We start from the raw sequence: 18770 nt of genomic DNA, 5'->3' as shown, positions 1-18770 counted from the left end.
ATCTGTGCCACTGGCACTCCTCGGCCCCGACGGTCCCCGCGCGGCGATACCGTCCGGGAGCCGCCGCGCTTACCGGCGGCGAGGACCTCACCGGAAGAAGGAGCACGACGTGGCGAAGGGTCGCAAGAACGGCCTCTACTCGGGGATCTCCGAGGAACTGTCCGCTCTGATGCGGACGGGATGGGCGGACACCGAGCGGCACGACCTCCCGCTCGCCGAGCAGGCTCCGTACGCTGCCCGCCGCCGCGCGGCGCTCTCCGCGCGCTTCCCCGGCGAGCGCCTGGTCGTCCCCTCGGGAAACCTCAAGGTCCGCTCGAACGACGACACCTACCCGTTCCGGCCCTACTCCGGCTACGTGCACATGACCGGAGATCAGGCCCGGGACGGCGCGCTCGTCCTCGAACCGCGCGCGGACGGCGGCCACGACGCCTACTGCTACCAACTGCCGCGCGACAGCAGGGACGACGACGAGTTCTGGACGGGCCCGCACGCGGAGCTGTGGACGGGCCGGCGCCGCTCCCTCGCCGAGTCGGAGCGCGTGCTCGGGCTGCCCTGCCGCGACGTCCGCACGGCCGCCGCCGACCTGGCCGCCGGCTCCGGCGCGCCCACCCGGATCGTCCGCGGGGTCGACCCGGCCCTCGAGGCCGTCGTCACCAGCGACGAGGCGCGCGACGCCGAACTGGAGGACGCGCTCAGCGAGCTGCGACTCGTCAAGGACGTCTGGGAGCTGGCCGAGCTCCGCAAGGCCGTCGACTCCACCGTGCGCGGATTCACCGACGTCGTCGGCGAGCTCTCCCGAGCGGTCGCGTCTTCCGAGCGGTGGATCGAGGGCACGTTCTTCCGACGGGCGCGCCTGGAGGGCAACTCCGTCGGCTACGGCTCGATCTGCGCCGCGGGCGAGCACGCCACGATCATGCACTGGACGGACAACGACGGGCCGGTGCGCCCCGGCGAACTGCTCCTGCTCGACGCCGGCGTGGAGACGCACACCCTCTACACCGCCGACGTCACGCGCACCCTGCCGATCAGCGGGACCTTCACGCCGCTGCAGCGCAAGGTCTACGACGCGGTGTACGAGGCGCAGGAGGCGGGGATGGCCGCGGTCAAGCCGGGCGCGCACTACCGCGACTTCCACGAGGCGTCGCAGCGGTACCTGGCGGAGCGGCTGGTCGAGTGGGGCTTCATCGAGGGCCCGGCGGACCGGGCGTACGAGCTCGGCCTGCAGCGCCGGTTCACCATGGCCGGCACCGGTCACATGCTCGGCCTGGACGTCCACGACTGCGCGCAGGCCCGCAACGAGGAGTACGTCGACGGCGTGCTCGAGCCGGGCATGGTGCTGACCGTGGAACCGGGCCTGTACTTCCAGCCGGACGACCTCACGGTGCCCGAGGAGTGGCGCGGCATCGGCGTCCGGATCGAGGACGACCTGGTGGTGACCGACGACGGTCACGAGAACCTGTCGGCGGGCCTGCCGCGGTCGGCGGACGACGTCGAGGCGTGGATGGCCCGCTTCGCGGGCTGACCGCCCCGGCGGAAGAGGAGGCCCGGCGCCGGACACGGGGGATCGCCGACGCCGGGCGCCTCAGTTGAAGTCTGGACAAACCGTGGAGGGTGTTCCCGACATCCGCGTCGCCTGCCATGCACCTGGTCAAAACAGGGGCGCGTGCGAAAGGATCGCGCCCGCACCGCCGCCAGCCCCCTGTTTCGGCAACCCACCGCACCACATCCACATCGGGAGGATGTACATGGCTCGCCGCATACCCCGCGGTCTGCTCGCCGCGGCCACCGCCACCGTGGCTCTGATCGTTCCGGCCGGCTCGGCCTCGGCCACGGGGTCCGCCCCCGCCGCGACCGGGCCGCAGGCCCGGGTCTTCATGGTCAACCCCGTCCAGTCCTCGGGCGACCAGTCGCTCACCGACGGCAAGGACGCGGCCTCCGCCGTCCCCGCCTCGGCGTACACCACGGTCGCGCTGCGCAACCTGGACGCCGGCGGCGGACTCTCCGGGCGCTGGGTGTCCGTCAGGTCGGACACCGGCGCCTCCGCGAAGACCGCCGAGGCCACCGCGTACGACCGGCACGACGACCAGTTCGAGCAGGTCATGGCCTACTTCTGGGTCAACGAGGCGCAGGAGTACCTGCAGGGCCTCGGCTTCGGCAGCGAACTGCCCGGGGCCAACGACCGCGTCCAGCCCGTCCGCATCAACCAGTGGGGTGCGGACAACTCCTTCTTCACCGACAAGAAGTCCGAGATCCGCTTCGGCAAGGGCGGCGTCGACGACGCCGAGGACGCCGAGGTCGTCGTCCACGAGTACGGGCACGCCGTGCACAACGCCCAGGTGCCCGGCTTCGGCACGTCCGTGGAGGCCGGGTCGATCGGCGAGGCCTTCGGCGACTACCTGGCCGTCGAGGTCGGCGCGCACGCCGCCGCCCGGTACGGCTGGCCCCTGAAGGCCGACCTGGCCTGCGTCGCGGACTGGGACTCGGTCGGTTACAGCAGCGCCCCGCACTGCCTGCGCCGCATCGACGAGAACAAGACCTACGCGGACCGGGTCGGCGAGGTCCACGCCGACGGCGAGATCTGGTCCCGCGCGCTCCTGGACATCCGCACCGCCCTCGGCGCCCGGGTGGCCGACCGCATCATCGTCAACGCCCAGTTCGGCTTCGCGCCCGACACCAGCTTCTCGGCCGCGGCGAACACGACGATCGCGACGGCGCAGCGCATGTACGGCACGAGCGCGGCGGACGCGGTCCGCGCCGCGTTCAAGGCCCGCGAGATCCCCGGCATCGCGTAGCAGACGCCCCCGCCCGGTTCCGGAGACGGCGTCCGCCGCCGCCGGGACCGGGCGCAGGCCTGCCACGCCGGGTCAGTCGTGGTCGGGGGCGGCCATCAGGGCGGCGAGCAGGCCGGGGAACACGGCCTCGAACCCGTCGCGGCGCAGCGTGAGTGGGCTGGCTGGACCTGGTTGCTGATCCCTGCCCGGCTGTCGGGCCGTGGATTCCGGCTGCGGCTCGGGCCCCTGACCGCTGCACTCCGCGATCGCTACCGTCGTCACCGGCATCGACGCCGACGCCGGGATGCCAACCTTGGCCAGGCGGCGGCTCGATGTCGGCGCGGCCTGGGCGGTCCCTGCGTATCCAATCAAACGTTCGAATTCTGGTTCCAGGCGCCGGCACCGCATGTGAGGAGCACCGCCATGTGTCCTGCGCGCAGAACGAGCGGGAATGGCGGGCAGCCGATCCTGTCGTCAGAGCGCTATGTCCTTAATGCGCAGATATTCTGGGAAGCGTGATCGAGTCTGGACGGCCGCGGCTCCGTCGGCGCTACGGCCGGGGGAGGCTTGTGCGGCTGTCGCCGGTCATCCTGACCGTCGTGATCGCCGGCTTCGCCTACACCACTCCGCCGGAAATGGCCTTCAGCCGCCTGTTGCCCGCGGCGCCGGCCCTGGCCGCAGCCATGTGGCCGGTCCTCCCCACCGTCCTGCTCGGGACGGTCTGCCTCTTTCTGATGATCGGCCTCAGCCTCGTCTTCCCCGACCTGGGAACGTGGTGGACAGCCGCGGGGATCATCGCGGTCACCGTGGCCGCGGCGTACGGAAGCCATGTCCGGCTCCAGCGGGAGCGCACCCTCTTCCAGGTGCGGCTCGTCGCCGACGCGGCGCAACAGGTGGTGCTGAGCCCTATCCCACGCCGCTTCGGGAACATCGAGATCGAGTCCTTGTATCTCGCGGCCGCGGCGGAGGCCAGCATCGGCGGAGACTTCTACGAGGTGGTCGACACGCCATACGGGGTCAGGCTGCTCATCGGTGACGTGCGGGGAAAGGGCCTGCCGGCAGTGGGGGCGGCAGCGGCAATCGTCAACGCCTTCCGGGAGGCGGCCTACGGCGAGACCGACATGGTCAACGTCGCACGCCGGCTGGACGCCAGCAGCACCCGTTACAACGCAGCCTTTCCCCCCGAGGGGCCGATGGAGCGCTTCGCCACCGCCCTTCTCGTCGAGATCCCGCACGAGGGCAGACGTATCGACATCCTGAACTGCGGACACCCTCCGCCGCTGCTCCTGAACCGGAGGAAACTCCGTATCCTCGAGCCCGCCGCCCCCTCGCCACTGCTCAGCCTCGCGGAGCTGATCGGCGAGCACTACACGGTCGACACCTACGCCTTCGCCCCCGGCGACCTGCTGCTCCTCTATACCGACGGGATCGCCGAGGCACGCGCCCGCGACGGCGAGTTCTTCCCGCTGGCAGCTTGGATGCGTCGACAGCCCCCGACACCGCCCCGCGAACTGCTCACGGCTCTGCACCGCGACCTCCTCCGCTACAGCAGAGGACGCCTTGACGACGACATCGCCGCCCTCGCCGTACGCCTGTATGAACCACGGGGCACGGAGTCCCTGTGAGCGGCCCGCACCACTCGACCTCGATGGCACACATTCAATGCCATGGCCCTCAAGGCCGAGGCGGAAGCCCCACCGTCTCCGGCGTTGAACACCTGCGTCCCTGGTCTCGGGCGCCGCGTTTGTGGCGCGATGCCCGCAGCGCGTTGAGCCGTTCGGGAGCGAGCCGGTCCCTTCACGACGTGGTGTTCGAGACCCGTACGCCCAGCTTCACACCCACCGGCTCCCCCTCGCCCTCGACGACGATCTCCTCACTGCGCCCCCTCGGCGCAGGCCTGCGAGAGCCCTCCCGCTGCACCCGGTGCGCAAGGACCGCCAGACCCCCCGCTGGAACGCCTGCTGCGCCTTGTTCGGACCCTCGCCGCCGGAGCGCCAGGCGACGCCGGGAACGGCGGCGATGGGGGAGGAGGTCGCCCCTGCGGATCCCGGATTCTCGCTATTTCTGCTCGGCTATGTTCCGGGTCTGCTGGGCGATGTCCTCCAGCACGACCTTCGGGTCGGCGGACGGCGCGACGGCCTTGCCGATGTTCCGCTTGATGGTGTTGCTGACCTGCAGCCAGGACGGCTCGTTGACCGGGTAGAGCTGGGCAGTGCGCAGTGCGGTCAGGAACTGCGCGGCGCTGGGGTCCGCCGCCGCGTCCTTGGAGGCCTGGGTCGCGGACACCGTCGAGGGCAGCAGGTGGTAGCGCCCGGCGAACTCGCTGAGGTTCTTGTCTTCGTAGACGAAGTCCAGGAAAGAGCGCACCAGTTCGCGGTTGTCGTCGTGCTTGAAGGCCATCATCCAGTCGGCGACGCCCGCCGACGGCGGCGTCTCCCCGTCGCTCAGCGTGTCCGACACCGGCATGCTCAGGGTGCCGACCTTCATGCCCTTCGCCCTCGCCTCGTGGAGGAGGGAGGGGTAGCCGTTCACCATGCCGACTTTGCCGCGCAGGAAGGCGGCGAAGGCGTCCTGCCGGTTGAACTCGGCCGGCGGGACCGGGCCGGTCAGGCCGGGCGCGACCAGGTTGTCCTTGATCCAGCGGAACGTCTCGGTGTTCCGCGCGGACGCGATGCTGTAGCCGCCGCTGCTGTCGGTGTACCCCCCGCCGTTGCTCAGTTCCCAGATGAGGGCTTCGGCGTGCGCCTCCTCGGGACCGAGCGGCAGGGCGTACGGGTGGAGCACGCCCTCCTTCTTCAGCGCCAAGGCCGCGTCCTTGAGTTCCGACCAGGTCTTCGGCGGCTTCGCTCCGGCCTGGTCGAACAGCTCCTCGTTGTAGAAGAGCAGCCGGCTGCTGGCCACGAAGGGCAAGCCGTAGAGGGTGGTGCCGACCGAACCCGCCTCCGCGAGCGGCGGCAGGAAGTTCGCCTCCGCCCGGACCGACAGCAGCTCACTGGCGGCGTAGAGGCGGCCCTGTGCGGCGAAGTCGGAGTACGCGCCCATCAGGGCCACGTCCGGGGCATTGTCCTCCTTGACCATGCGGGTGACCTCGCGGTCGACGTCGGCCCACGGGTAGAGCGTCACCTCGACCTCCTTGCCGGGGTGGGCGGCGGTGAAGGCGGAGGTCACCTTGTCCCAGTAGGCCCTGGAGCTGGTCCCCGGGCTGTCGCCGTATTCGGCGGCCACCAGGCGCAGCGTCGTCCCGCCGCCGATCCCGGACGAGCCACAGGCGGTGACGAGGGAGCCCAGTAGCCCGAGTGCGGCCACAGAGGCGGTCGCGCCGAAGAGTCTTGGTCGCACGGATCTTTCCTCTTGATCTTCTTTTTTGGACAGTGCGTCCGGAATTCTCTCCTGGTCCGGTGCGTATTGCGCCCCCTGCCCAACAGTTGTGGCCATTGCTCCAACTGAGTCGGTTGGGACTGGTGTTTTCCGATATGGCGACGCGGATACCGACGCGCGTAGAACCCACCACGGTGTCCAAAGCGACTCCCGTACGGAGCATTGACGACAGGATGATCAATGGGGGCTACACCGCCCCGTGACCATCCGGCCCGGCGGGAGGTGCGCCGGCACCGCGACGGCGACCTGGACCGTGGACTGGTCCGCCCCGGGACCGGCGTTCCCGCCTCACGGGGCCACGATCCGTCGGCCTCAGCGGTTTTGGTGAGTCGGTGAGTGTGAGACCGCGGTCAGGGCGACTTCTCGGCGCCGTGACCGGAGCCGTACGCGGTGAGCAGCAGGGCGATGTCGTCGGCTCGGTACGAGGAGCCACGGGCATTGTGGAGAAGCCGGTCGGCGAGTTCGTCCAGTGAGACCGCAGGGGCGTGGGCCAGGGAGGCTCGCAGGCGGTCGATCCCCACGTCGATGTCGGCGTCGCGTTCCTCGACCAGTCCGTCGGTGTAGAGGGCGAGGACGGATCCCGGCGGAAGGTCGATCCGGGTTGCTGGATAGGCGCTTGCGCGATCCACACCGAGGAGTGGGCCGACATCCAGTTCAAGGGCGTCGGTCGTCCCGTCGGGACGGCGGAGCAGGGGCGGCGGGTGGCCGGCAGTAACAGCGTAGGCGTGGTGGCCGTGTGGTTCGAGGCGGATGAAGCAGCAGCTGGCCAGCAGCCCGGGGTCGAGGTCGATGAGGGTTTGGTTGACGCCCGCCATCACATCGCCAGGCGAATGGCCTACGGCCGCGAAGGCTCGTACGGCGCTACGCAACTGGGCCATGGTGGCCGCTGCGGCAATGCTGTGCCCCTCCACGTCACCGATGACGAGCGAGACCCCACTGCCGGTTGGGATGACGTCGTACCAGTCGCCACCGATGTCCAATCCGCTGGTGCCGGGCAGATAGCGCGCGACGGTGCGGAGGCCGGGGGCTATTGGCAACTTGTGCGGCAGGAGCGCCTGCTGCAGGCCGCGCGCGAGCGCGAACTCCGAGTCGTAGAGCCGCGCTCGTTCCAGGGCCTGGGCGATCAGCCCGGCGAGTGCGGTGAGGACGCCGCGGTCCTTCTCCGTGAACCGGTGGATCTCGTCGAAGCCGAGGACGCAGGTGCCGACAGGGCGGCTGGAGGCGATCAGCGGCAGGTACGCCCACGAGCTCACCTCGCCCGTGGGGATGCCCGGGTAGCCCCGGGAAAGGTCCTGCTGCGATTCGATGAAGAGCGGAGCGCCGGAGGTCAGGGCCTCGGTACCGGGCAGGTTCGCATGCAGCGGCATGCCCTCCAGCCAGTCGAGGAAGTCTTCGTGGTGGCCGGCGTGGAAGAGCAGGTGCATGGTTCCGTCCCGGACCACGTAGATGGCCAGCTGCTGGCCCCCGAAGGCCGGCAGGAGTTGGTCGGAGACGGCTTCGCAGACTTCGCGGGCGGTGACCGCCTCGGTCAGCGCGCTGCCCAGCTGCAGGACGTGGTACATGACGCCCAGGCGCGCCGGTGTGGCTGCGTCGGCCGAGGAGGAGGGGGATGGTGTCGGGGTCGAGGGTGGATCACCGAAGGGGACCACCCGGCCGGTTACTCCGTCCGCTTTCGGATGGAGGGAGAACGCGAGCCACCGGTCGGGCGGTCGGCAGGCCAGGAAGGAGACCGGCGCCTGCGAGATCATCGCGGAACGGTGCCGGTACTCGACGTCGGGATCGGACAGCCACGGCAGCACGTCCGAGAGGAACTGGCCCAGCAACTCGTCGCCACGCACACCCAGGAGCTGCAGGGCGCTGTGGTTGGCGTAGGTGATCCGCCCGTCGGGGGCGAGGGACAACAACCCGTCCCGCAGTCGTTCGACGGCGGCGACCGCCGCGCTGCCGGCCTGCGCGTCGACGACGGTGCCGACCAGGCGGCTACGTGCCCGCGCGTCATCGCCGTCCGGAACGCTGCCCCACAACTCGACCGTGCGATACCCCTCGCCGCCGTCTGCGCGATCCCGTATGCGCAGGCGCCGCGCGTTGATCCGTCCCTCGGCGGCTGCTGCACCGGCGACAGTCCGAAGGGCGGCGCGGTCGCCGGGGTGCAAGTAGGAAGCAAGCGTTTCCGCTCGTCCGTCGAAGGCGTGGGGGTCGATCCCGAAGATCGCGCAGAGTTCGTCGTCGACGCTGATGGTGCCTGTGACGAGGTCCCAGTCGAACATCCCGGCCCGCACGGCCGGTGGAGAGGGAGCCGGAGTCTCGACAGGAATCGTCCGGGGATCGCACTCGACAGGATCGCCGGTACGGGCGCGGAGGACGGCGAGCGAGTTCCCGAGCCGGTTGGCGACGGTCCGCACGTGGCGGCGCTGAGCCTTGGACAGCCCTTCGCTGCCGGGTGACGCCGCCCAGACGATCGCCAGCGCCCCGAAGACCTCCCCGCCCGCGGCCACCGGCACGGAGCACGAGCCAAAGGCGTACGGCAGAGCCACCGCGAGCTGCGGGTACCGGCGCATCGTCTCCTCTGCGTCAACCAGGTGGACCGTGCGCCCGGAGCTGTACGCCACGGCGACCGGGATGGGGCTGCTCACCGGAATGAGGCGCCAGCCACCGAGCTGCGAGGGCGGCACCCCGCACGTCGCGGCGAGAACGATCGACCGGCGGTCGCGGGAGCGGAGAAAGACGCTCCCCGCGTAGGCGCCGGTTCCTTCCACGGCTTCGACGACGGCTGCCGCAAGGAGATCCTCACGCTCCGTCCCGCCGGCGATCATTTCGCCCATAGTTCCAGTGTGCGCACGTCGCGCCTCCGGCCCCACCGCGGCAACCCAGTGAGACGCGCCGATCACAGACCGCAGGACCCGATCGCGGGCTGCGGCGCGCTCAGCCCGCGCTCGTCCTCGCCGCCCTTCCCCGTCCTTGCACCGCCGCTGCCGGCCTGAGGCCGATGTTCCGTCCGCGCAGCAGACATCCGCTGGACTGCCGATTCCGGAAGCCCGAACAAAAACCCCTTGCCCAATGGTCAAGAAGTGTTGACCATTGGGGGCATGCCTACCGATGATCTTCCCGAGACGTTCCACGTCACCACTGACGAGCAGCTACGCGCCGTTTCCAACCTCACGCGTCACCGGATCATGGCCGTGCTCCGCTTCGAGCCCGCGACGATTACGCAGATCGCCGAGCGAGTGGGCCTTGCGAAGGGGAGTTCCAGCTACCACGTACGGCTGCTCGAGCGGGCGGGCCTGGTGAAGGTGGTACGAACGCGGAAGGTCCGGGGGGTCACCGAGCGGTACTACGCAATGGCCGCGCGGGCGATCGTGCTGCCGGATCCGGGCGAGGGAGGGCCGGATGTGCTGATGCGGCATGCGGTGGCGGACCTGGAGGCAGCGCCGGTGGATGCCGAGCGGCACGTACGGATGGCGCATCTGCGGCTCACCGAGGAGCAGTTCGCGGAGCTGGGGGCGCGGCTGCAGGCACTGGCGGACGAGTACCGGGAGCAGTCCGATCCTTCGCTGCCGGACGCGTCACTCGTCTTCGCACTGTTCCGCCCGACACCGCGCGAGCAGGCCGAAGGGGACGCCAAGTGACCTCAGACGTTCGCAAGTTGCCGACCGGATTCGGACGGCTGTGGACCGCACAGACGGTGTCCTCGCTCGGTGACGGGGTGTCGCATGCCGCGCTGCCGCTGCTCGCGTTGACGTTGACCCGGGATCCGATGGCGCTCGCCGTCGTCACGGCCGCCGGAACGCTGCCGTGGCTGCTCTTCGGGGTGCTCGGCGGTGCGCTGGTGGACCGCTGGGACCGTCGGCGCACGATGTGGGTCATGGACGCGGCGCGTGCGGTGCTGCTCGCGATACCGGCGGCAGCGGCCGCGCTCGACGTGCTGAGCATTCCACTGCTCGCGGCCGTCGCCTTCCTGCTCGGCCTCGGCGGACTCTTCTTCGACACGGCCGCCACGGCCTATCTGCCGGATCTACTCGGCCGCGATCCCGCGCTCCTGGAGCGCGCCAACTCCCGCCTGCGCGGCACCCAGACCGCCGCGTCCGGCTTCGCGGGGCCGCCTGCGGGCAGTGCCCTGCTCGCGCTCGGGCGGGCGGTTCCGCTGCTCGCCGACGCGGTGTCGTTCGCGCTCTCCGCACTGCTCGTACGGTCGCTGCCCGCCACGCCCCCGCCCGTACCGCAGGCCCGTGAGTCGCTGCTGCGGCAGGCGCGGGCCGGCGCCTCGTACGTATTCCGGGATCAGTTGCTGCTCGGGCTCGCGCTGCGTCCGGCGGTCGGGAACATCGCCTTCCTCGCCGTGGAGACCGTACTCGCCCTCTTCGCGCGCGATCGTCTCGGCATCGACACCTTCGGCTTCGGCCTGCTCCTCACGGCGGAGGCCACCGGTGGTCTGCTCGGCGCGGGCATCGCCTCCTTCCTCGGCCGACGACTCGGCACCGGCACCGCGCTCACCTGCACGGCCGCAGTCGAGGGACTCGCCATCCTGGGCCTTGCCGTCGCCCCGAACCCGTACGTCGCCGGCCTCGCGCTCGCCGTCTGCGGAGCGGGCATGGGCGCCACGATGGTGCTCGGCCCCTCCCTCCGACAGGCGATCGTCCCCGCCCACCTGATGGGCCGGGTCGCCTCCACCTCCCGCATGCTCGCCATGTGCGCCGCCCCGTTCGGCGCCTTCCTCGGCGGCTGGCTGGCCACCACCTACGACGTACGCACCCCGCTCTACACCGCCGCCGGCCTCCTCCTCACCATGACCGCCGTCACGTCGACCATGACCAGCAACCGCCAGGTCGAGGCGGCGCTGCGTGCCGCCGCCCAGGCGGATGATCCAGATCACCCGAAATCCTGGGATCCCGTTCAGGAGAGTGCCGTGTCCCCAGGGACGTCAGTCGATCAGGCTTGAGGTTTCGGCGACTGCGGGAATGTCGCACGCTTCAAATGACGCGCCCCACCAGCTGAGCAGACCCCTTGAGTCCGGCCCGGCGCGAGGTGTACGCGAAAGACCAGCACAGCCGCGGCACCCTGATCACCGCCACCGCCACCGCCGCCACCGTCGCCGCGTCCAACCGGTCCAAGAGCGACAAGGACCCGGCCGAGTGGCTCCCCCGGACACCACCCACCACTGCGCCTGCGCCGCGCTTGGCTCGGCACGAAGCCGCGCTGGGACCTCGCCACCGATGACGCCGAGCGCCCAGCCCTTCTCGGCCCCGCCGAGGACGCTCACACCTCGCTGCGATGGAGCGACCAGCCGTGACCGGAAGGCTCAGGGACGAGGGGTGGCTGCGCAGGCACAGCTCAACAGTCAGGGCGCCGCTTCGATCGCGTCGAGTTCGTCGAGAACCTCCTTGTTGTGCTGGTTCAGTTCGGGCGCGGGACTGCGGAGGGTGTCCACGCCGGCTTCGAAGGTCACCGGAAAGCGGGCCTGGGGGCCGGCGCCGGGTCGAGCGGGCGTGGTGAAGAGGTCGCGGGCGACGGCTTGCGAGTCGTCGAGGAGTTCACAGGGGCAGGTGAACACGGGCGCCCAGGGCGCCGCCGGCGATCGTTGTGACGAGCTCGCCGTTGTCCATGCCGCCGAGGGCCGTCGCCCGTACCGCACCCCCAGGGAGCCCGCGCTGCGCTCCGGCTCCCGGACCGGCACACCGCGGCGGCCTCACCGGTTCGGCGGCCCCACCGGTCCATCACTGCGTCGGCCCGTACACAGCCCTCAGTAGCAGCCACTCAAGGGCCGGCTCGCTGCGTTGATGTACGTCTTGATGGCGTCGCTGATGAAGTCGCGGCTGCTGTCCGTGCTGAGGGCTTGGGTCTGTAGGTGGGCGTACATCGCGCTGTACTGCTGTACCTCGGATGGTTTCTCGAGGTAGAGGTCGCTGGTGAACCTCGCCAGGTAGACGACTGCTTCGCGGCTGTCGGGGAACTGCAGGAGGGAGAACTGTCCTGACAGGCCCGGGTGGGCGCCCGCTGTGTGGGGGATGACCTGAACGGTGATGTGCGGTTCGGTGCTCAGTTCGTGCAGGTGCTCCAGTTGTTCGCGCATGATCTCCCGGCCGCCGACGACGCGCCGCAGGGCTGATTCGTCCAGGACGACCCACAGCCGCAACCTGCGGGCCGGGTTGTAGATCCGGTGCTGACGGCGAAGCCGCACCTTCAGACGCGCGGCGGCCTGTTCGACCGTGAGCAGGGGGATCGCTTCCTCGATGACGGCGGCCGCGTAGGCCGGGGTCTGCAGAAGGCCGGGGATCACCATGGACTCGTAGGTATGGATGGAGGCGGCCTCGGTCTCCAGGCCGACATAGACGCTGTGGGGGATGTCGCCGTAGGCATGCCACCAGCCCTGCCGGCTCGACTCCCTGGCCAGCTCCATCAGGGAGTCGACAACATGCTGGTCGGCTACCCCGTAGAGCCCGCACAGGTCGCGCACATCGCGGGGGCTGACGGCACGGCGCCCGGTCTCCATGTGACTGACCTTGGCCTGGGAAACCAGCAGATGCGCCGCCACCTGCGTGCCGGTCAGGCCGCTGGCCATGCGGAGCCGGCGCAGCTCCGCTCCCAGTCGTCGTCCCCTGACGGTGGGGTCGTTGTTCGCCGCCACGGGCGGTGTACCTCCAGCTCCAAGTCGCTTTCCTGGACCGAAGGTTGCCATGGGCAATGACTGTTGATCGCGTGCCATGCCGCCGGTGTCGGCGAGAGGAAAAAAGGATTGTGACGATGTAACTTGCCGTTCGGCGATGCCCCCAACAGGCGAGTGCTCCACGCGGCAAGTGATGGGGCGATGACGGGAGAGGTAGGGGCGACCAGGTCGAGGGCGTTCCGCGCCTGAGGCCGTGTTCGAGGGAACCGGCGCCGCCCTGCGTCCTCTGGCCCACTACGGGGAGACAGCCCAGCAGAAGGCGAGCCGCGAAGCCCGAGCAGCCTGCGTACCAAAGCCACAAGCGGCACTCCGGGCGCCCCCTCCGGGCGGGTCCGCCCCGCCCCGCAATCCTGCTTCGGAGCCGCGATCCGCTCGTCAGGTGCGGAGGTACGAGGCGCCGTTCAGGTCCAGGACCGCCCCCGACGTCCACTCCGCCTGCGGCGATGCCAGCCAAAGGACCGCCGCTGCGATCTCGTCGGCCTCAGCCACCCGGCCGAACGGGCTCTGCGCCCGGATCGCCTCGCCCTCCGCTCCGCTCAGCCGGGACGCCACCCGCTCGGTGTCGAAGAAACCAGGAGCGACGGACGCGACACCGATGCCGTACGGCGCGAGCGAGACGGCGAGCGACTGACCGAGCGCGTGTACCGCCGCCTTCGTCGCACCGTACGCGGGGTGATCCGGCTCGCCCTTGAACGCGCCGCGCGAACCGATGTTGACGATCCGTCCGCCCGTCCCCTGCTCGATCATGCGGCGGCCGGCCAGGTAGCTGAGATGAGACGTCGCCAGCAGATTCACCGTGACGTGCCGCTGCCAGACGTCCACCCACTCGTCGTACGAGGTCTCGGGGAGCGGATGGCGCAGATTCACGGCCGCGTTGTTCACCAGCACATCCACACCGCCGAGGAGTTGGGCCGCCGCCGACTCCACCGCCGCGGCTCCGGCCGGATCAGAAAGATCGCCCCCGACGAGCCCGTGTCCCTCACCTTCCAGGGACTCCAGGGTCAGCCGCGCTTCATCCTCGCGCGACCCGTAATGAACGGCGACACGGTCGCCGTTCGCGGCGAACGCCCTGGAGACGGCGCGGCCAAGCCCCCGGGAGGCCCCGCTGACCAGAACGCGGCGGCCGGTGGCCGATGGATTCATGAAGGGAGCCCTCTCTCGCGGTACATCCTGATCGGTCTCCTACTCAAATCTTCTCTACATGGAGCGGATATGAGCGGCTGACCACTGTCGCACTCCACGATAGGAGAGGATCCCGGGGTGATGATCAGCGCGTACGCGCTCAACCGCTCCACACTGGCACGCCGGTTGCTGCTCGGCCGCGCCTCGCTCGGCGTGGCGGACGCGCGGTGAAATGAGGTCGCCCAGGCACAGCAGGCCGCCTCACCGCACTTCACACAGAAGTTGTGGGTACCGACGAGGTCGTCGACGAGTTCGGGACAGCGCCTTGGTTACGGGCCTGGCGTGCCTGCCATATGGCGGCGATCGGGCGGCGGACCGGGACGGGACGGGACATGAGGGTCACGGCTGGCCGTCGCCCTGCGCGGCGGGCTTGGGGACGGTGAAGATCCGGTCCAAGTGGTGGTGGAGCACGGCGATGGCCGATTCGGGCTTCCGCTGGCCCACGAGGATGCTGGTGCCCATGGTCGCCGTCATGGCGAGCAGGCTGATCGCCTCGATCCGTGCGTCGACGCCGGGGTCGGCCAGGCCGGCTTCCTGTGCCTGCCGCAGCAGGCCGGTCAAGACGTCTTCCGCGGCGTCGGGATTGTCGATGAAGGGCTGGGCGGCCAGTCCCTTGTCGGTGACGGACAGCAGGGAGTACGAGGTGTAGAGGAGGTGGAAGGTGCGGCCTTCATCGTCCGTCGGCAGGGAGGCCAGCAGCAGCGCCTCGATGGTCGCGCGCGGGCCCGGCTCGGAGCCGGCGGCGAGGCGGGCGCCCACACGAGCGGTGAACCGGTCGGTCAGGTGCTGGAGCCCGTGGAAGAGCAGCTTCTCCTTGGTCTGGAAGTAGTACTGCACGAGGCGGAGCGAGACCCCTGCCTCGGCCGCCACGTCGCGCATCCCGACCGCGTGCAGTCCGCGCCGTCCGGCAACCCGGATGAGCGCCTCGGCGATCTGGGCCCGCCGTTCCTCGTGGTCCACCCGCTTGGGCATGGGCTGTATCTCCGTCCGTCGGTGGTGAGTCCGCGGGCCGCGCGGCCCGCATCTTTTCATGGTACCGCCGTATCATTGTTGTGGTACGGTCGTATTACGAAGAACGGATCTTCCCCGGAGGTGCCCCGTGCCCGAGAACGCCGCACGAACCCGCGCACGGCGCGACATCGGCCGCTACGTGAACGACGAGCTGCGCGACCGGTACTTCGCCGCCTGCGACGCCGTTTACGCAATGGGTGCGCCCGCCCACTCCGAGACGGACGTCGAGACCAGCTTCGGCACCACGCACGTCTACCGCTACGGCCCCGCGGACCCTGCAGCCGGGTCCCGCACGCCGGTCGTCCTCATCCACGGTGCCGGTGGCTGCTCCGCCCAGTGGTACCCCAACACCCCCGCACTGAGCGACGAGCGCCCTGCGTACGCGCTCGACACCCCCGGCGACCCCGGCCGCAGCGTCCACCGCGAACCCATGTGGCAGCCCGAGCGCGCCGCCCAGTGGCTCGACGAGGCGCTCGACGCACTCGGCCTCGACCAGGTCCACCTCGTCGGCTCCTCCTACGGCGGCTGGCTGGTGCTGAACCAGGCACACCGCCGACCCGAACGGCTCGCGTCAGTCACCCTCCTCGATCCGGGCGGCCTGGAGAAGGTGGGCCTGCGCTTCTTCGCCTGGGTCTTCGTCAGCCTCTTCGCCAGCTTCGCCCCCAAGGCACTGCGCCCCCGCCTTGCCGCCTGGCTGGAACAACCCGTACTCGTCGTCCCTGAGCTGCGCGCAATGGTTCAGACCGGCGTCCGGGCCTTCCGGATCCGCCGCCCCGCGCCGCTGCCGCTGGCCGAGGACGTGCTGCGCTCCATCCGTACCCCGCTCTACCTCGTCCTCGGCAAGCGCAGCCTGCTCGTGCACCCGCAGCGCCAGCTGGAGCGAGTACCGCGCCTCATCCCCGGAGCCCGCGCCGAGATCATCGCCGCGACGGGCCACGGCCCGCAGATCGACCACCCCGACATGGTCAACTCCCGGATGCTGAGGTTCATGGAGGACGTCGACTCCCTCGACCCGGCCGCGAACCGCAGGACCATCGACGCGTAGTCGTGAGTGTCACCGAAGCCGCTCGCGGCCTCACCGCGCACTGGTCCTGGACCGATCACATCACCACAGCGATCCAGCGGCTCGAAACCCTCCCGAACCCCGGCTGACCAGCAGCGCTGCCCTGTCCCTTGGCGAGCCTGCACCACCCGGAGCCGTGGAACCGGCCCGCCCGACGCGACAGCCTGGGCACCAGCCCGCCTCCGCGCAGAGGAGCCCACCTCAAACGAACGGAAAGGGTCCGTCAGGATGCTGACGGACCATCATGCAAGATCGAGTCTAACGGGAGTTCGTATCCCTGAAGTCTGAGCGCCGCGATAAATGTGCTTGTCACAGGCCGCGAGACCCATGGGGTGCTGCGGGTGACAGTCGAATGATCCGGTCGTTACCTTGGCAACATCCCCTCGTCTCGTTGAGGCCCGTCCTTTACGCAGAGCCCGTGGACATGGGGCGCTCTGCCCGGGCTCAACGCGTGATCGTGCATTGTTACGACCTCGGAGATCTGGTGGCCGGCCCGCAGTGTCGGGCGCCTGCTGCGCGGAGCTGGCCGCTGGATCGTGCATCAGCGGGTTTGGGAGCAGCATGGAAGAGAGCCCTCAAATGGCGCGGTCCCAGTGCCGCGCTGCGGAGGGAGACTTTGAGATGGCTGCACACGAGCCGCCCTCGGGAGAGGAGCGGGACCGCCGCGCGGGGCCGTCTCCGCCGGGAGGGCTGCTCGATCTGCTCAGTGTGGCCGCGGTCGTGCTGGACACGCGTGGGCGGATCGTGTTCTGGAGCCCGCAGGCCGATGAAGTGTTCGGTTACACCGCTGAGGAGGCCCTGGGCCAGTACGCGGCGCACCTACTGGTTCGCGAAGAACACCAGGACCTGGTGGTCAAGCTGTTCGCCGAGGTGATGAGCACCGGGGCGAGCTGGGCCGGTGCGTTCCCGATCCGGCACAAGGACGGCGGCACGCGCCTGGTGGAGTTCCGCAACATGCGGCTGCTGGACGACCTCGGCGACGTCTACGCCCTGGGCATCGCCGCAGACCAGAGCACGCTTCAGCGAGTGGAGACCGACCTGGCCCTGTCCGAGCGCCTGGTCTCGCAGGCGCCCATCGGCATTGCCATGCTGGACCCCGACCTGCGCTACCTGCTGGTCAACCCGGCTCTCGAGCGCATCAACGGAATTCCGGCCGCCGATCACATAGGTCGGCACCCCCGCGACATCCTGACCTTCCTCGACGTGGAGACCATCGAGTCCGCGCTGCGCCAGGTGCTGCTCACCGGCACTCCGCTGATCGACCAGTACACCGTCGGCCGTACCCCTGCGGACCCTGATCATGATCATGCCTGGTCGGTGTCGTACTACCGGCTCGAGGGGGCCAGTGGTCGGGTGATCGGGGTGGCGAACTCGGTGGTGGATGTCAGCGAACGCCATCGGGCCGCAACTGAGGCGGACCTGGCCCGGCGCCGCCTGGCGCTGATCGCCGACGCCTCCGCCCGCGTCGGCACCACTCTGGAGGTGGAGACGACCGCCCGGGAGCTGGTCGAGGTCGCCGTGCCCGACCTCGCGGATGTCGCCGCGGTCGATGTCCTCGACGACGTCCTGGCCTTTCGTCGCACGACGCCCTCCCACGAGCCGGGCCCGGAGCTGTTCCGGGCGCTGGCTGTGGCCGCCGCTTACCCCACCCACGCGACCGCCGCCCTGAAGGTCGGCGACCTCGCGGCGTACGGCGCGGACCGGTTGATCACCCGATGCGTCCACACCGGACAGCCCATCGTCGTCGCCCACGCCAGCGGCGACGATCTCCGGCACATCGCCTCCGACCCCCACGGCGCGGCCGCCTTCGCCGAGGCCGGCGTGCACTCCTACCTCGCGGTGCCCCTGATCGCCCGCAACGAGGTCCTCGGCGCCCTCGACCTGCTGCGCGCCCGCAACCCGCTCCCCTTCGACGAGGACGATGCACTCCTCGCCGTGGAGCTGGCCACCCGCGCCGCCTTCGCCATCGACAACGCCCGCTGGCACCAGAGCGTCCGCAACACCGCCGAAACCCTCCAGCGCAGCCTCCTGCCCAGCCACCCGCCCGCGCTCGCAGGCCTGGAGGTCGCCTCGCTCTACCAGCCCGCCCAGGCATCCCACGAGATCGGAGGCGACTGGTACGACGTCGTCCCGCTCGCTGACGAGAAGACCGCCCTGGTGGTCGGTGACGTCATGGGCAATGGCATCGACGCCGCCGCCACCATGGGACGACTGCGCACCGCCACATGCGCCTTCGCCGACCTCGACCTGGCGCCCCACGAGATCCTCCAACACCTCGACAAGATCACCCACGGACTCGAGCACTACATCGCCACCTGCATCTACGCCGTCTACGACCCGCTCAACCACCAATGCCGCATCGCCAGCGCCGGACACCTCCCACCCGTCCTCGCCGCGGCCGGCCGCCACCCCCAACTGCTCGACCTGCCCACCGGCGTGCCCCTCGGCGTCGGCGGCGTCCCCTTCCACACCACCACCTTCGACCTCAACCCCGGCGACCGGCTCATCCTCTACACCGACGGACTAGTTGAAACCCGCCACCACCCCATCGATGAACGCCTCAACACCCTCCTGCACACCCTCGACGAACCACCCCGGCCTCTGAACGCCACCTGCCACTGGCTCCTGCACGCCCTGCGGCACCCTGACGACCACGACGACGTCGCGATCCTCATCGCGCAAGTCCCGCCCGCACGTTGACGCA

At 70.1% G+C, this 18770-nt stretch carries 15 protein-coding genes; 8 read left to right on the top strand and 7 right to left on the bottom strand.

What is annotated here, in order from left to right; genetic code table 11:
- Window positions 1-109 precede the first annotated feature (109 nt).
- Both ACZ5VC_RS26330 and ACZ5VC_RS26325 read left to right on the top strand, forming a co-directional pair.
- Window positions 110-1522 carry an aminopeptidase P family protein gene (locus tag ACZ5VC_RS26330; protein ID WP_469122478.1) on the top strand — a complete coding sequence of 471 codons (1413 nt, stop codon included), beginning with the start codon at window positions 110-112 and terminating at the stop codon, window positions 1520-1522.
- A gap of 223 nt (window positions 1523-1745) precedes the next feature.
- Entirely contained in the window at window positions 1746-2792 is a 1047-nt protein-coding gene (locus ACZ5VC_RS26325; protein WP_469122477.1) for a M4 family metallopeptidase, read from the top strand.
- Window positions 2793-2864: 72 nt separating this feature from the next.
- Here ACZ5VC_RS26325 and ACZ5VC_RS26320 read toward each other — a convergent pair whose 3' ends face one another.
- Complete coding sequence (locus tag ACZ5VC_RS26320; RefSeq protein ID WP_469122476.1) at window positions 2865-3143, bottom strand: hypothetical protein; 279 nt, start codon at window positions 3141-3143, stop codon at window positions 2865-2867.
- A gap of 143 nt (window positions 3144-3286) precedes the next feature.
- On the opposite strand from ACZ5VC_RS26320, the gene ACZ5VC_RS26315 reads away from it, so the two are divergent.
- Window positions 3287-4396: a PP2C family protein-serine/threonine phosphatase gene (locus tag ACZ5VC_RS26315; RefSeq protein WP_469122475.1), complete on the top strand. Its 1110-nt coding sequence runs from the start codon at window positions 3287-3289 to the stop codon at window positions 4394-4396.
- Between the two features lie 433 nt (window positions 4397-4829).
- On the opposite strand, the gene ACZ5VC_RS26310 is transcribed toward ACZ5VC_RS26315, so the two are convergent.
- Together ACZ5VC_RS26310 and ACZ5VC_RS26305 are read right to left on the bottom strand one after the other, a co-directional pair.
- Window positions 4830-6110 (bottom strand): extracellular solute-binding protein, encoded by a 1281-nt coding sequence (locus ACZ5VC_RS26310; RefSeq protein WP_469122474.1) that lies wholly within the window; start codon window positions 6108-6110, stop codon window positions 4830-4832.
- A gap of 389 nt (window positions 6111-6499) precedes the next feature.
- Complete coding sequence (locus tag ACZ5VC_RS26305) at window positions 6500-8971, bottom strand: SpoIIE family protein phosphatase (RefSeq protein WP_469122473.1); 2472 nt, start codon at window positions 8969-8971, stop codon at window positions 6500-6502.
- Between the two features lie 264 nt (window positions 8972-9235).
- Here ACZ5VC_RS26305 and ACZ5VC_RS26300 point away from each other — a divergent pair, with 264 nt between their 5' ends.
- From ACZ5VC_RS26300 to ACZ5VC_RS26290, 3 genes are all read left to right on the top strand, one after another.
- Window positions 9236-9775, top strand: coding sequence for an ArsR/SmtB family transcription factor (locus ACZ5VC_RS26300; RefSeq protein WP_469122472.1), 540 nt, complete (start codon window positions 9236-9238; stop codon window positions 9773-9775).
- Window positions 9772-11085, top strand: coding sequence for an MFS transporter (locus ACZ5VC_RS26295; protein WP_469122471.1), 1314 nt, complete (start codon window positions 9772-9774; stop codon window positions 11083-11085). The genes ACZ5VC_RS26300 and ACZ5VC_RS26295 overlap by 4 nt, the downstream gene beginning before the upstream one ends.
- 65 nt (window positions 11086-11150) lie before the next feature.
- On the top strand, window positions 11151-11363 hold the full coding sequence (locus ACZ5VC_RS26290; RefSeq protein WP_469122470.1) for a hypothetical protein: 213 nt from the start codon (window positions 11151-11153) through the stop codon (window positions 11361-11363).
- A 121-nt stretch (window positions 11364-11484) separates the two neighbouring features.
- On the opposite strand, the gene ACZ5VC_RS26285 is transcribed toward ACZ5VC_RS26290, so the two are convergent.
- From ACZ5VC_RS26285 to ACZ5VC_RS26270, 4 genes are all read right to left on the bottom strand, one after another.
- On the bottom strand, window positions 11485-11697 hold the full coding sequence (locus ACZ5VC_RS26285) for a hypothetical protein (RefSeq protein ID WP_469122469.1): 213 nt from the start codon (window positions 11695-11697) through the stop codon (window positions 11485-11487).
- 189 nt (window positions 11698-11886) lie between these two features.
- Complete coding sequence (locus ACZ5VC_RS26280; RefSeq protein WP_469122468.1) at window positions 11887-12771, bottom strand: helix-turn-helix domain-containing protein; 885 nt, start codon at window positions 12769-12771, stop codon at window positions 11887-11889.
- Window positions 12772-13185: 414 nt separating this feature from the next.
- Window positions 13186-13953: an SDR family NAD(P)-dependent oxidoreductase gene (locus tag ACZ5VC_RS26275; RefSeq protein WP_469122467.1), complete on the bottom strand. Its 768-nt coding sequence runs from the start codon at window positions 13951-13953 to the stop codon at window positions 13186-13188.
- A gap of 378 nt (window positions 13954-14331) precedes the next feature.
- The gene (locus tag ACZ5VC_RS26270) at window positions 14332-14964 is read right to left on the bottom strand and encodes a TetR/AcrR family transcriptional regulator (RefSeq protein WP_469122466.1); all 633 of its coding nucleotides are present in this window, start codon (window positions 14962-14964) and stop codon (window positions 14332-14334) included.
- 127 nt (window positions 14965-15091) lie between these two features.
- Here ACZ5VC_RS26270 and ACZ5VC_RS26265 point away from each other — a divergent pair, with 127 nt between their 5' ends.
- Together ACZ5VC_RS26265 and ACZ5VC_RS26260 are read left to right on the top strand one after the other, a co-directional pair.
- Complete coding sequence (locus ACZ5VC_RS26265; RefSeq protein WP_469122465.1) at window positions 15092-16048, top strand: alpha/beta fold hydrolase; 957 nt, start codon at window positions 15092-15094, stop codon at window positions 16046-16048.
- Window positions 16049-16687: 639 nt separating this feature from the next.
- Entirely contained in the window at window positions 16688-18766 is a 2079-nt protein-coding gene (locus ACZ5VC_RS26260; protein ID WP_469122464.1) for a SpoIIE family protein phosphatase, read from the top strand.
- Window positions 18767-18770 lie beyond the last annotated feature (4 nt).

The organism is Streptomyces sp. NPDC033174 (assembly GCF_055577795.1).
The sequence above is the reverse complement of the archived record's forward strand: the minus strand, read 5'-3'. Positions and strand labels throughout refer to the sequence as shown.

What these genes read in the sequence shown, in the direction of transcription:
- ACZ5VC_RS26260 (WP_469122464.1), top strand. Translation starts at nt 16,688, where the DNA reads ATGGCTGCACACGAGCCGCCCTCGGGAGAGGAGCGGGACCGCCGCGCG.
- ACZ5VC_RS26300 (WP_469122472.1), top strand. Translation starts at nt 9,236, where the DNA reads ATGCCTACCGATGATCTTCCCGAGACGTTCCACGTCACCACTGACGAG.
- ACZ5VC_RS26325 (WP_469122477.1), top strand. Translation starts at nt 1,746, where the DNA reads ATGGCTCGCCGCATACCCCGCGGTCTGCTCGCCGCGGCCACCGCCACC.
- ACZ5VC_RS26305 (WP_469122473.1), bottom strand. Translation starts at nt 8,971, where the DNA reads ATGGGCGAAATGATCGCCGGCGGGACGGAGCGTGAGGATCTCCTTGCG.
- ACZ5VC_RS26270 (WP_469122466.1), bottom strand. Translation starts at nt 14,964, where the DNA reads ATGCCCAAGCGGGTGGACCACGAGGAACGGCGGGCCCAGATCGCCGAG.
- ACZ5VC_RS26275 (WP_469122467.1), bottom strand. Translation starts at nt 13,953, where the DNA reads ATGAATCCATCGGCCACCGGCCGCCGCGTTCTGGTCAGCGGGGCCTCC.